At 39.6% G+C, this 13,075-nt stretch carries 14 protein-coding genes; all 14 read right to left on the bottom strand.

The window, feature by feature from the left end:
* Positions 1-5 precede the first annotated feature (5 nt).
* A complete protein-coding gene (mreB, locus tag LREU_RS02470) occupies positions 6-998 on the bottom strand; it encodes a rod shape-determining protein (protein ID WP_003666578.1) in 993 nt (330 codons plus the stop codon).
* 106 nt (positions 999-1,104) lie between these two features.
* Positions 1,105-2,421, bottom strand: a complete 1,317-nt coding sequence (gene murA / locus LREU_RS02465; RefSeq protein WP_003667561.1) for a UDP-N-acetylglucosamine 1-carboxyvinyltransferase — start codon at positions 2,419-2,421, stop codon at positions 1,105-1,107.
* An 18-nt stretch (positions 2,422-2,439) separates the two neighbouring features.
* Positions 2,440-2,703 (bottom strand): DUF1146 family protein, encoded by a 264-nt coding sequence (locus tag LREU_RS02460; protein ID WP_003667560.1) that lies wholly within the window; start codon positions 2,701-2,703, stop codon positions 2,440-2,442.
* Between the two features lie 202 nt (positions 2,704-2,905).
* The gene (locus LREU_RS02455) at positions 2,906-3,337 is read right to left on the bottom strand and encodes a F0F1 ATP synthase subunit epsilon (RefSeq protein WP_003666575.1); all 432 of its coding nucleotides are present in this window, start codon (positions 3,335-3,337) and stop codon (positions 2,906-2,908) included.
* Between the two features lie 11 nt (positions 3,338-3,348).
* Positions 3,349-4,776: a F0F1 ATP synthase subunit beta gene (gene atpD / locus LREU_RS02450; protein WP_003666573.1), complete on the bottom strand. Its 1,428-nt coding sequence runs from the start codon at positions 4,774-4,776 to the stop codon at positions 3,349-3,351.
* Between the two features lie 26 nt (positions 4,777-4,802).
* Positions 4,803-5,747 (bottom strand): F0F1 ATP synthase subunit gamma, encoded by a 945-nt coding sequence (locus LREU_RS02445; protein ID WP_003666570.1) that lies wholly within the window; start codon positions 5,745-5,747, stop codon positions 4,803-4,805.
* A 35-nt stretch (positions 5,748-5,782) separates the two neighbouring features.
* On the bottom strand, positions 5,783-7,312 hold the full coding sequence (gene atpA / locus LREU_RS02440) for a F0F1 ATP synthase subunit alpha (protein WP_003666568.1): 1,530 nt from the start codon (positions 7,310-7,312) through the stop codon (positions 5,783-5,785).
* Positions 7,313-7,343: 31 nt separating this feature from the next.
* The gene (gene atpH / locus LREU_RS02435; protein WP_003667559.1) at positions 7,344-7,886 is read right to left on the bottom strand and encodes an ATP synthase F1 subunit delta; all 543 of its coding nucleotides are present in this window, start codon (positions 7,884-7,886) and stop codon (positions 7,344-7,346) included.
* Positions 7,876-8,394, bottom strand: a complete 519-nt coding sequence (gene atpF / locus LREU_RS02430; RefSeq protein WP_003666564.1) for a F0F1 ATP synthase subunit B — start codon at positions 8,392-8,394, stop codon at positions 7,876-7,878. The genes atpH and atpF overlap by 11 nt, the downstream gene beginning before the upstream one ends.
* 45 nt (positions 8,395-8,439) lie before the next feature.
* On the bottom strand, positions 8,440-8,658 hold the full coding sequence (gene atpE, locus LREU_RS02425) for a F0F1 ATP synthase subunit C (RefSeq protein WP_003666561.1): 219 nt from the start codon (positions 8,656-8,658) through the stop codon (positions 8,440-8,442).
* A gap of 24 nt (positions 8,659-8,682) precedes the next feature.
* A complete protein-coding gene (gene atpB, locus LREU_RS02420; RefSeq protein WP_003666558.1) occupies positions 8,683-9,390 on the bottom strand; it encodes a F0F1 ATP synthase subunit A in 708 nt (235 codons plus the stop codon).
* A 314-nt stretch (positions 9,391-9,704) separates the two neighbouring features.
* Complete coding sequence (locus tag LREU_RS02415) at positions 9,705-10,976, bottom strand: solute carrier family 23 protein (RefSeq protein WP_003667558.1); 1,272 nt, start codon at positions 10,974-10,976, stop codon at positions 9,705-9,707.
* A gap of 159 nt (positions 10,977-11,135) precedes the next feature.
* Entirely contained in the window at positions 11,136-11,909 is a 774-nt protein-coding gene (locus tag LREU_RS02410) for a YibE/F family protein (protein ID WP_003667557.1), read from the bottom strand.
* The gene (locus LREU_RS02405; RefSeq protein ID WP_003667556.1) at positions 11,906-13,021 is read right to left on the bottom strand and encodes a YibE/F family protein; all 1,116 of its coding nucleotides are present in this window, start codon (positions 13,019-13,021) and stop codon (positions 11,906-11,908) included. Before LREU_RS02405 ends, LREU_RS02410 begins: the two co-directional genes overlap by 4 nt.
* Positions 13,022-13,075: the final 54 nt, after the last annotated feature.

Below are 13,075 nucleotides of genomic sequence, written 5' to 3'. Positions count from 1 at the left end.
TTCAACTACTTCTTTCGTTCAGTCTTTTGCATCCGTTCTAACATTTCACCAGCACCCTTAGCAACATTGTCTAATGGGTCTTGCGAAACAACAACTGGTACTTTTAGACGAGCACTGAATAATTGATCGACACCCTTTAATAAAGAAGTACCACCGGTTAACATTATTCCCCGGTCAATAATATCACTAGCTAACTCTGGTGGAATTGTTTCTAATACATTTACAGCTGCTGAAACAATTTGTTCAAGCGTATCATGCAATGCTTCTTCAATTTCATTTTCATTAACAGTGATTTGCTTTGGCATTCCAGTAGCTACATCTCGACCACGAACATCCATCGTTTCAGGATCATCAACCCGTAATGCAGTCCCGAGTTCCATTTTGATCTTTTCAGCAGTATGTTCACCAATTACTAGGCCGTGCTTATTCTTAATATAAGAAGCAATATCACTATTCATCTTATCACCGGCCATCCGAATTGACTGGCTTGAGACAATATCGCCTAATGAAAGAATAGCGATATCACTGGTACCACCACCCATATCAATGACCATGTTTCCACGAGGTTTAAAAATATCTAATCCAGCACCAATTGCTGCTACTTTTGGCTCGTATTCAAGGTAAACTTTGCCACCACCAGATTGTTCAGCGGCTTGAATAATTGCCTTCCGTTCAATCTCAGTAATATTCGTTGGTGCACAGATCATGATGTTTGGCTTTGACATGAACCCTTTAACGCTTAGTTTACCAATAAAGTAGGAAAGCATTTCTTGAGTAACATCAAAATCAGAAATAACTCCATCCTTTAATGGACGAATAGCCCGAATGTTACTAGGAGTACGTCCAACCATTCGGTATGCTTCTGAACCAACAGCCAATACTTTATTGGTTTTTGTATCAACCGCCACAACTGACGGTTCATTTAGAACAATACCCTTGCCTTGAACATAAATCAAAACATTGGCAGTTCCCAAATCAATTCCAATATCCTTTGCCATTAATTTCTTCTCCTTTTAGCTAGTTAAGTCTTAACGCTAAACTCGTTAATATCGTTCGTAATTATACCACAAAATAGAGATACAGATAGACGTCGCTTACGAATCTTTAATCTTGATTTGTTTTATTCTTAGAAGGCTTTACCGCCAATTTAATTTTATCCTCGACATCAATTCGATCAATCTTAGCCCCTAATTGTTGTAACTTTTGGTGAAGATGGTAATATCCCCGATCAATATATTTTAGGTTACGAACCTGGGTAATTCCATCAGCAACTAACCCGGCCAATACTAAAGCAGCCCCCGCTCGTAAATCAGAGGCAGCTACTTCAGCGCCACTAAAATGCGTAGGACCATTTAAAACCGCAACTGGACCATTAATTTGAAAATCAGCGTTCATTCGTCGTAATTCTTCTAAATGCATAAAACGCTTCTCAAAAATCGTCTCATCTAGGGTACTGGTCCCATTTGCCAAAAGCTGGAGAATGGACATTTGTGGTTGAAGATCAGTAGGGAAACCTGGATATGGGAGAGTCTTAATATTCGTAGGAATTAAAACCGAAGTCCCCAGAACACGAATCCCATCTTCTTGAACGATGACTGTCACACCCATTTCCTCCAACTTAGCAATCAATGAGGTGTTATGCTCAGCAATTGCCCCTTCAACCACGACGTCACCATTAGTAATGGCTGTCGCAATCATGAATGTCCCCGCTTCAATCCTGTCCGGCATTACTGTATGTTCACAACCATGAAGGAAATTAACCCCTTGAATCCGGATAATGTCTGTTCCAGCGCCATGGACACGTGCACCCATTTTATTCAACAGGTTTGCTAAATCAACAATTTCAGGCTCACTAGCAGCATTTTCAATTGTTGTAATTCCTTGCGCAAGTGTTGCTGCCATCATCAGATTTTGCGTTGCACCGACACTAGGGAAATCTAAATAAATGTGATCACCAATTAAGTGTTCAGCCCGTGCCTCTAAGTATCCATCGTGTTGCTCAATAATTGCTCCTAATTGACGTAATCCTTTAAGATGTAAGTCAATTGGCCGGGATCCAATCGCACATCCACCAGGAAGCGCAATTTGCGCATGCCCTGTCCGAGCTAGCAAGGGTCCTAAGACTACCATCGATGCCCGCATCCGGCTAACATATTCTAATGGTGCTTCAGATGATACAGGATCAGCCGCATCAATTGTCAAAACGTGCTTATCCTTATCAAAATCTACTTTTATATTTAAGAACCGTAATAACTGATTCATTGTCGTTACATCCGATAAAATTGGAACATTTGATAATTTAATGTTTCCGCTAGAAGCTAAAATAGATGCTGCTTGAATTGGTAAGACTGCATTTTTTGCTCCTTCAACTTTAACTCGACCGGTTAACCTCTGACCGCCCCTAACAACAATTTTTTCCATAAGTTCCTCCAGTAAATACTATCGAATTAAATATGTTAAATTCCCAATTGCACTTAGGATATTTAAGAAAAATGTCGCACATAAATATCCCAGTCCAGTAGCCATTAAAACAATGAGTAAAGGTAATGTGCGCGGTGGTCGGTTAAAAAAATGCTCAAAATGTATTCCTTGAATAGCAAAAAACGCTAACCAGACAAATGCCAATTGCACTATTATTTCTATTAGCGCTCGTAATCCTGTAATTTGCAATCGATCACCCTCTTTTAAACTAAATTCAATCATATCATATCACATGATTAAATTATTAATTCGTAAAAAAGCTTAATGATCTTTTAAACGAAAAAGGGGTGAGACTAAACTCGCTTGTAAGTTTTAGTCCCACCCCCGCAAGGATGGCTAAGCATCTACTGTGGTTTGGCAATTTACACTTTAAAATAGTAAAGAGGTTGGATTATTTTCTCCAGCCTCTTTGTAATATTATACCTTAGATATTGCGTTGCTTAGAAGCAGCATTCAAACGGTTAATTGCACGCTTGAGGTGAACTTCTGCACGTGATAAGTCGCTTTGGTTATGCTTCTTCTTTGCTTCTGCGATTGCAGACTCAGAACGCTTTTTAGCTCTCTGTGCCCGCTCAACGTCAATTGCTTCAGGCATTTCAGCACTATCAGCTGCGATTGTAGCATTTTGACCATCAAATTGAATAATCCCACCGTTAACCGCTGCAACTTCATCAGTGCCTTCAGAATGTTTAATTCGAACTGTACTGATTTCAAGTGCAGCAATTAATGGTACGTGGTTAGCCATGATTCCCATTTGTCCACCAGCAGTGTTCATAACGAGCATGGTAACCTTATCATTATCATAGACGGTGCCATCTGGAGTAATAATAGTGACCTTAAAAGTATTTTCAGCCATAATTATCCCTCCTAGTCTTCTGAGCTATCTTCGTCAGTCTCAGCCTTCATTTTCTTTGCCTTTTCAACAACGTCTTCAATTGGTCCAACTAACCGGAAAGCTTCTTCTGGAAGATCATCATACTTACCAGCAAGAATTTCCTTAAAGCCTTTAATTGTTTCCTTTAATGGAACATATTTACCAGGTAAACCTGTAAATTGGGAAGCAACACTAAAGCTTTGGGAAAGGAAGTTTTGAATCCGCCGTGCACGAGCAACGATTGTCTTTTCTTCGTCAGATAATTCATCCATACCTAAAATAGAGATGATATCTTGAAGTTCATGGTATCGTTGAAGAACGTGTTGAACCTGTGTAGCAACTTCATAGTGTTCTTTACCAACAATTTCTGGGGTAAGAGCAGTAGAAGTTGAAGCTAGTGGGTCAACGGCTGGATAAATACCAATTTGGGTTAATCGACGTTCCAAGTTAGTAGTTGCATCCAAGTGGGCAAATGTTGTAGCTGGTGCAGGGTCGGTATAGTCATCAGCTGGAACATAAACGGCTTGGATAGACGTAATTGATCCCTTCTTAGTTGAAGTAATCCGTTCCTGTAACTGACCCATTTCAGTAGCTAATGTTGGCTGGTAACCAACGGCAGAAGGAATCCGACCCAAGAGGGCAGAAACTTCTGAACCAGCTTGTGTAAACCGGAAGATGTTATCGATAAAGAGCAAAACATCTTGTCCCTTTACATCACGGAAGTATTCCGCAATTGTTAAACCAGTTAAGGCAACCCGCATACGGGCACCAGGTGGTTCGTTCATCTGACCATAAACCATGGCCGTCTTTTCAAGAACTCCAGAGGCCTTCATTTCATAGTACATATCATTACCTTCACGGGTACGTTCACCAACACCTGTGAAGACAGAAATACCATTATGACCTTGAGCAATGTTATGAATCAATTCCTGAATCAAAACGGTTTTACCAACACCGGCACCACCGAATAGACCAATCTTACCACCACGAACATATGGAGCTAGTAAATCAATAACCTTGATCCCAGTTTCCAAAATTTCGGTAGCATTATTTAAGTCATCATACTTTGGTGCATCACGGTGAATAGGCATCCGCTTTGCATCAGGACCAAATTTCGGTCCGTTGTCAACAGGTTCCCCTAAGACGTTAAATACTCGTCCCAGAGTATCATCACCAACTGGTACACTAATTGATGCACCAGTGTTTTCAACTTCCATACCACGTTGAAGACCATCAGTACCATCCATGGCAATTGTTCGAACAACACCATCACCTAATTCCAAGGCAACTTCAGTTGTTAAAGTCTTACCATCGCTTTCCTTAATCTTCAAAGCGTCATTAATTTCAGGAAGTTTTTCGTCTAAGGGAAATTCAACATCAACAACTGGTCCGATAACTTGTAAAACTTTACCAGAACTCATGTTGTTTCCTCCTACGTTAGAAAAAATTATTCTTGAGCAGTCATACCACCAGTAATTTCTGTAATTTCAGTGGTGATTGCTGCTTGCCGTGCTCGGTTATATTGCAATTCGAGAGTAGAGATAATGTCATCAGCATTATCTGTAGCTGAACGCATTGCATTCGCACTTGAAGAGTGTTCTGATGTCTTGGCATCAAGAATCGCTCCATAAATCAAACTTTCTGCATATTGGGCAACCAATGCAGAAATGATTTCTGTATCTGACGGTTCAAATTCATACTCGGCTGAAACATGCGCAGTACTTACATCAGAATTATTTAATTCTGTATTTTCTTGCGCTTCATTTTCGTCATCGAGTAATGACTTTTCAGTAATTGGAAGTACATCATGAACAATAACATTTGATGTAATTCGGTTAACGTAATGGCTGTAAACCATGTACATTTCATCAAATACTTGATCACTGTACATTTGAACAGCAGTCTTCACAATACTGTGAACTTCCCGATAGGTAGGAACATCGCTAACGCCTGAATATTCGTAAACGACATTCATTCCCCTCTTCTTAAAGAATTCTGTTCCAGTTTTACCGACCGTCAAGAATACTGTGTTGTCTTTATCAAGATTGTGCTTAGCCATCATATCTAACGTTTGCTTGATAATATTACTATTGTAACTACCAACCAAACCTCGGTCAGACGTAATCACAAGCACCCCAGTCTTTTTAACTGCGCGCTTTTTAAACAGTGCAGCGTAAACATCATCTTGCGAAGCTGCAGATGTTGCGCTGTGAGATTTAACCAGATCAGACAACATTTGCTTAACCTTCTCAGCATATACTTCGTAGGTCTGAGTGTGGTGTTGAATTTGATTCAGTTTTGCGGTTGAAACCATTTGCATCGCCGAAGTAATCTGACGCGTACTCTTAGTGGAATCAATCTTATGTTTAACTGCAGCGAGTGAAGCTGGCACTAAATCTCACCGTCCTTTCGACTAATCATCATTAACTATTTTTCTTCAGCGACTTGCTTTTTTGTCCCTTGAAATGTTTCAGAGAACTTAGCAACAGCATTTTGCAAGTCATCGCCTTCTGGTAGCTTACCAGTCTTCTTGATGGTGTCGTAGAGGTCTTGGTGGTTAGCATGCATGTAAGCAGCCAATTCACTTTCGTAACGTTGAACATCTTCAATTTCGACTTTATCGATAAAGCCACGTGAAAGAGCAAATAATGTTACAACTTGTTCTTCTACTGGTAGCGGATCATGTAATCCCTGCTTTAAGACTTCCATAGTCCGTTGACCACGAGCCAACTTAGCTTGCGTAGCTGCATCAAGGTCGGAACCGAATTGAGCAAAGGATGCTAATTCGTTGTATGAAGCAATATCCAAACGCAAAGTACCAGCAACCTTCTTCATTGCTTTGATCTGAGCGTCACCACCAACACGAGAAACTGAAGTACCAGCATCGATAGCTGGACGTTGACCTGCATAGAATTCATCTGAATCTAAGAAGATCTGACCATCAGTAATAGAAATAACGTTAGTAGGAATATATGCAGAAACATCACCAGCTTGCGTCTGAATGATTGGTAAGGCGGTCATTGAACCACCACCGAGGTCATCAGACAAACGAGCAGCACGTTCTAGCAACCGTGAGTGAGTATAGAAAATATCACCAGGGTAAGCTTCACGACCAGGAGGACGACGAAGAATTAATGAAAGTTCACGGTATGCATCCGCTTGTTTTGATAAATCATCATAAACAATAAGAACATCTTTACCGTTGAACATAAATTCTTCACCCATCGCAGCCCCTGCATATGGCGCAATGTATAACATTGGAGCAGGATTTGAAGCACTAGCTGAAACAACAATTGTGTAATCTAATGCTCCATACTTACGAAGAGTTTCAACACTAGCCCGAACAGTTGATTCTTTTTGACCAATAGCAACGTAAATACAAATTACGTCTTGGTTCTTTTGGTTAATAATGGTGTCTAACGCAATGGCAGTTTTACCTGTCTTACGGTCACCGATAATCAATTCACGCTGACCACGTCCAATTGGAACTAAGGCATCAATAACCTTAATACCTGTTTGAAGTGGCACACTAACACTCTTACGCTCCATAACACCTGGAGCTTTACGTTCAATTGGACGAGTTTTATCTGTCTTAATCTCACCAAGACCGTCAATTGGACGACCTAATGAGTCAACAACCCGTCCTAATAATGCATCGCCAACGGGTACTTCCATGATTCGACCCGTCCGCTTAACGGTGTCTCCTTCACGAATGCCTGTGTAATCCCCTAAAATAACAATACCTACATCATTACTTTCGAGGTTTTGAGCCATTCCGTAGACCCCGTTACTAAATTCGAGCAACTCACCAGCCATAGCATTATCTAAGCCATCGGCACGAGCAACCCCATCACCAACATAGGTAACAGTACCGGTTTCTTCGACAGATACTTTGTCTTGGTAGTTGGCGAGTTGTTTTTTGATGAGTGAACTGATTTCCTCAGTTTTAATGCTCATAAAGGTCTCACCTCTTTGAAAAAAGATATATTTATCTAACTAGTAAACGACGAATTTGCTTAATCTTTGAGCTGAGACTACCATCTAATGTCTTATTATCAACATGGACAATAACCCCACCTAAAATTTCTGGATCAACATGTTTCGTTAAGGTAACTTCATTAGCACCAAAACGTTTTGCAAGATTAGCCTTCAGTTGATCCTCTTGTTGTTTATCGAGTTGGATCGCTGTGGTAACGTCAGCATGCATCCGCTTCATTTTACGGTCATACCGCCGTTCAAACTCATCAATAATTGCGACCATGCAGTCAATACGGCCGTAATCGAAAACCATTTGAATTAAGTTAGCAACATACTTCGAAGCACCTTGCTGTAAATCTTTAATCAATGATTTCTTTTCATCAAGTGACAATTGAACTCCCGCAAGTGCGGCGTCCAATCCCTCGTTGTCCTCAAAGACTTGGCGTAAAGCAATCAATTCTTGATAAGTTTGATCGAGTTCGTTATCAGCATCGACCAATTCAAACAGTGCTTTCGCATAGCGATCAGCAACTGTCTTCTTATCAAGACTCATGTTCTACCAACCCTTCGATATAGGAATCGATCAATTCTTTTTGATCGTCTGCCTTTAATTCTTTTTGGATGAGTTTGGAAGCAATCTCAATAGATAAGTTTGCAACGTCATCCTTAGCACTATTTAATGCATCGCGACGTGCTTGCTCAGCATCTTTTTGTGCCTGTTGCTTGAGAGCTTGGGCATCTTTTTGCGCCGTTTCAACAATCTGTGCTCGCTGAGTTTCCCCAGACTTTTTAGCATTACTTACAATCTCAGCAGCTTCTTGCCGTGAGCTTTGTAACTCCGCTTGTCGCTTTGCAGCCATCTTTTCAGCACTTTCACGTGAACGAGCAGCATTATCAATGTCATTAGCAATCTTATCTGCACGTTTCTTCATCATATCTGTTACTGGTTTCCAAGCAAAATGCTTAACTAATAGCATTAAGATGATAAAAGTAACGATGTAGAATACCAAGTCACCAATGTATAAACTGTTTGATTCAGCTAACACACTGTTTACAAACATCTATTGACACCTCCTTATCTTAAAAAAATAAAAAACTTAAAATAATTACTTGTTCATAACAAGGAAGCCAATAACGATGGCAATAATAGGCATGGCTTCAATCAAACCAACACCAATAAACATCGTTGCTTGTAATCTACTTTGTAATTCTGGTTGACGTGCGATACTGTCAACTGTGTGTCCGATTAAGATACCGTCACCGATACCACCACCGATAGCGGCACCCATAGCCGCGAGTCCTGCAGCAATTGCTCCTAATGCCATTTTAAAATTCCTCCTTAGGGATTATTATTCGGAAATCTTCCGAGAAATATAAACCGTCGTTAATGTTACAAAGACATATGCCTGAATCGAACCGATAAATACGGAGAACCCTTGCCATGCTAGTTCCAAAAATAGTCCTGGAATAATAGTTAGGATTCCATGTGAGAATGCCATATTAGCAATCAAACTCATTAAAAGTTCACCGGCAAAAATGTTACCAAAAATACGGAGACCAAGAGTTAAGAAGTTAGCAAAGTCTTCGATAATGTTAACAGGAAGCATTAAAGTAAATGGTTTAGTGTATCCTTTCAAGTATCCACCAAGGCCATTATGTGCTACTCCAGCAGCGAATGCTAATACCATTACCATTAAAGAAAGTGTTAACGTAACAACTGGATCTGCCGTTGGACTTCTAAGCACTTCAGCTCCGTTCCAATGGAATTGGAAAATTAAACCGAATTGGTTTGCAAAGAAAATGAAAACAAACAAAACAAAGGCAAAGAAACTATAGTGCCCTTGTTCGGATGCTGGCATCTGACTTCGCACAATTCCATTAGTAAAGTCAACTAGCCACTCAAATACATTTTGTGCACCAGTAGGCTTCATTTGGATCTTTCGTGACATCCCGTAAAGAGTGAAGAACACGATTGCGTAGATAATCAGTCCAGAAACAATGTTCGTAGTATTGAACGTGAGTCCGAAAAGCTTAAAAGTTAAAGCATCACCGCCCATTCATATTCCACCTCTTTCCTTATAACAATAATTTGGCTTGTAAATTGGATGAACGTTGCAAATAAAACGAACTACCCCAAGTTACGAATGTTAATATATCATTAATTTCGTTAAAATTCAAAAAAACATTAGGTTTATATATACCTACTAATCGATTGATAAGAGTGCAAAGAAAACGCTTTTATAGGTTTGATAAACTTTTTTCTCACAATCTGTTTTTTCCACGACCGCTCAATTTTTTTGTTTTATTATCATACGAAAAAAGCAAAGTAAGAGGTCAGATGCCTTTTTCTCACTCTGCTTAAAAATCCAAACTACATTTCACTTTTGGCTTTTTGTGGAAGAATTAAATTCATTATTATTCCGAGGACAGCTGCAACTGCTAATCCAGAGAATTGATATTTTCCCAATTGAAGATAGGCATTCCCAATCCCAATTACTAAAATAACGGATGAAATCATTAAATTTCTTTTTTCATTAAAATCAATTTTGTTCTCAATCATTACGCGCAATCCACTAGAGGCAATCACACCAAATAATAGGAATGAAATCCCGCCGATAACTGGTGAAGGAATAGATTCAATCAGAGCGCTTAATTTACCAATAAAGCTAAAGAAGATGGCAAATACAGCTGCTCCAGCAATAACGTAAACTGAATGGACACGCGTAATTGCCATTACCCCAATATTTTCACCATAACTAGTTACGGGTGGTCCACCAACGAAACCAGCAATAATTGAAGCCGTCCCATCTCCTGCAAGCGTATGGTTCAACCCTGGTTCCTTGAAGTAATTTCGTTCAGTCAACTCATTCAGAACCATAATATGCCCCAAATGTTCTGTCATGGTAACGAAAGCGATCGGTGCCATACTCAAAATCGCACCCCAGTATAATTGAGGATGATAATCAACAAACGGAATCTGGAAGTCTGGCAAACTAAACCAGTGTGCATGCGCAACTGGGGAAAAATTCACAATACCAAATAAGATCGCAATAATATAACCAGCAACAATCCCCATCAAAATCGGAATTAAACCAAGGAATCCTTTAAAATACATATTGAAGATAACTGTTATTGCCATCGTAAGCATTGCGACCGCAAAAAAGCGCAAATCATAATGGCCAGTAGCCGAATTGATAGTAGCATCTTTAGCGGCTGTTCCTGCTAATGACAATCCGATTACAACAACAATCGGACCGACAACAATTGGTGGCAGAATGCGGTCAATCCATTGCGAGCCAACCAACGTTACAATTACTGACATGATTAAATATACGCACCCAACGGCAATTGTACCCTGTACAATTCCTGGATAACCAGTAGTTTTCATTAAAGCCATCATTGGGACAACAAATGAGAAACTAGATCCCATATAAGCAGGAATCTTATGCTTAGTAATAAGTAAGTACATCAGGGTTCCTACCCCCGAACTAAACAAGGCAATTCCTGGATTTAATCCAACCAAGATTGGGACTAAAACAGTGGAACCAAACATAGAAAACATATGTTGTAAAGATAAGCCAAACCACTGCCAAGGTGCCGGCCGTTCGTCTACATCTAATACAACATTATCACGGTGCGCCATATAAATCCTCCTAAAGAAAAAACGACCTTGGAATCCCTGCTCCAAAGTCGTCTCTTCCTCTGCCCAATCCTAACTATGGAAAGAGTATTGAGAATTTATCCGCACCTTTGAAGCCTCACAGGACTCCGATTAAAGGTCTATTTATAAGTTATTCGTATATTACTTTGTTTTAGGATGATTGTCAATAACTGATTTACGCCGCTTTGTCATCACCCAAGCGGTCATGGGAACAGTGATCAGCACCCCAATGAAAGAGATCAGAATTTCAATCATTTCTGCCACAAAAATTTTATTATTCATAATTGTACCAAAGGAATAGTGGAGACCTAAGAACCAAATAAATAGTGCTAAGAATCCACCGAAGAAGCCAAAGAAAAGCGTATTAAATGTTGTTCCAATAATCTGTTGCCCGATTGCCATCCCACTATGAATTAATTGACGATTAGTTCTTTCGGGATGATTCTCAAGGATTTCCGTAAGGCCAGAGGAAATCGCCATTGCCGCTTCTGCAATTGCGCCGAGCGAACTCAAAATAGTCGTAGTAACAGAAACTTTGAAATAACTAATTCCAATTAAAATTGACATTCCTTCTAACTCATCGCTATCTTCTGTTCCAAAGCCCTGCACCATTGCCCAGTGCTCGACAATAAAGATCAGCACTAAAATTAAACATAACACGCTGAGGGAAGCATAAAAGGCTGTCACGGTTGTCCGCAAATCATCCTCTCCCATGAAAATGGTTATTGCCAAAATTGTAATCCCAATAGTCACCGTTACAAATAACGGAGGGACATGAAACGCGACTAAAATAATTGCAAAATATAAAAAGCCAAAATTAAGAAGCAAGCTTAAAAAAGCTGTCCAGCCCTGTTTTCCTCCCACAAGGACCATCAAAATTAACAATACTAAGCCAAGGCCCGTAATTGTCGTCATCTTTGCACCTTCTTCCCTAATAATAATGCCCCAAATAGACTGACAAGGGGAACTGAAAGGACAATTCCAATCCCACTGATCAGGCTCTGAATAGTCCCTAAGCTCATATTCATTGCATAAGTATATCCCCATGAGTTGCCGTTTTTGATATACAAAAGACTACCGGTAAAGGTATCCACCATAAAAATTAAAAACAAAACATTTATTAACGGTCCCATAATTGATTTACCAACATTACGCCCAGAGATAAATAACTGTTTGCGGGTAACAGCGGGATTTAGCTGTTTTAACTCAAAAAGAGTGGCGATAATATCGCTTGATTCATCCATTACTGCTCCTAAAGACCCCAACAATGTTTCAGCTAAAAAAAGCGGTCGAGGAACTTGCGTAACATATTCCATTGATTCATAGTAAATCCCCCGTTCATGCGTCCACATAAATACAAGCATACTTACTCCCAAGGCAACAAATGTTCCAATAACTGTTGCCGCAAAAGTCGCCAGCATCCTTTTACTAAAACCAAGAACTAATAATAAACTAATAAACGTAAAAATTATGGCAAGAACACTAAAAAGCAGCATGATATGCTGACCATTTTGCTTTAAGTCAATCTCAATTGCAATTATAAACAAAAGAGCATTAATTACTACGCTTAAGAATGCAAACAGCCCTGAACGTCCCATAAGGAGAAGCAGCATCAAGACAACAAGCCAAAGTAAAAAGACGATTACTGTGTCCCGCTTATAACCGTTAACATTGGCGGTTAGTTTTCCGCCTCGTTTACGAAGCTGGGTTAAAAACACTTCATTCCCTGCCCGATAACGTTGATCCATCGGTTGCGAATCGCTATATGTATTTTGGACTGTTAATTCTTGCCCACGATATTTACCATTCATTAGTTTTACTTGGAGTTGTTGATTATATTGATGGTCAACATTATCAAACTGGTCTTTTACCCTTTGCCTATTCACCGTTTTTTCGCTGATTACTTTAGCAATTGGTTGTTGATAAAACTGTTCATTATGGCTGGTAAATAAGAGAGCACCAATTCCAACAACCACTAAAAAAATTAACAACCAGATTCTTTGCTTTGTCCAGTATTGCTTAATCACAACTTTACATCCCCTTAGTACAGCAAAACTATTGCCATTTTACTCTTAACAAGC

The sequence above is a fragment of the Limosilactobacillus reuteri subsp. reuteri genome, from assembly GCF_000016825.1.
GTDB lineage: Bacteria > Bacillota > Bacilli > Lactobacillales > Lactobacillaceae > Limosilactobacillus > Limosilactobacillus reuteri.
The sequence above is the reverse complement of the archived record's forward strand: the minus strand, read 5'-3'. Positions and strand labels throughout refer to the sequence as shown.

Coding starts and splice junctions, on each gene's coding strand:
- mreB (WP_003666578.1), bottom strand. CDS start 998: ATGGCAAAGGATATTGGAATTGATTTGGGAACTGCCAATGTTTTGATT.
- murA (WP_003667561.1), bottom strand. CDS start 2,421: ATGGAAAAAATTGTTGTTAGGGGCGGTCAGAGGTTAACCGGTCGAGTT.
- LREU_RS02460 (WP_003667560.1), bottom strand. CDS start 2,703: ATGATTGAATTTAGTTTAAAAGAGGGTGATCGATTGCAAATTACAGGA.
- LREU_RS02455 (WP_003666575.1), bottom strand. CDS start 3,337: ATGGCTGAAAATACTTTTAAGGTCACTATTATTACTCCAGATGGCACC.
- atpD (WP_003666573.1), bottom strand. CDS start 4,776: ATGAGTTCTGGTAAAGTTTTACAAGTTATCGGACCAGTTGTTGATGTT.
- atpA (WP_003666568.1), bottom strand. CDS start 7,312: ATGAGCATTAAAACTGAGGAAATCAGTTCACTCATCAAAAAACAACTC.
- atpH (WP_003667559.1), bottom strand. CDS start 7,886: ATGAGTCTTGATAAGAAGACAGTTGCTGATCGCTATGCGAAAGCACTG.
- atpF (WP_003666564.1), bottom strand. CDS start 8,394: ATGTTTGTAAACAGTGTGTTAGCTGAATCAAACAGTTTATACATTGGT.
- atpE (WP_003666561.1), bottom strand. CDS start 8,658: ATGGCATTAGGAGCAATTGCTGCAGGACTCGCGGCTATGGGTGCCGCT.
- atpB (WP_003666558.1), bottom strand. CDS start 9,390: ATGGGCGGTGATGCTTTAACTTTTAAGCTTTTCGGACTCACGTTCAAT.
- LREU_RS02415 (WP_003667558.1), bottom strand. CDS start 10,976: ATGGCGCACCGTGATAATGTTGTATTAGATGTAGACGAACGGCCGGCA.
- LREU_RS02410 (WP_003667557.1), bottom strand. CDS start 11,909: ATGACGACAATTACGGGCCTTGGCTTAGTATTGTTAATTTTGATGGTC.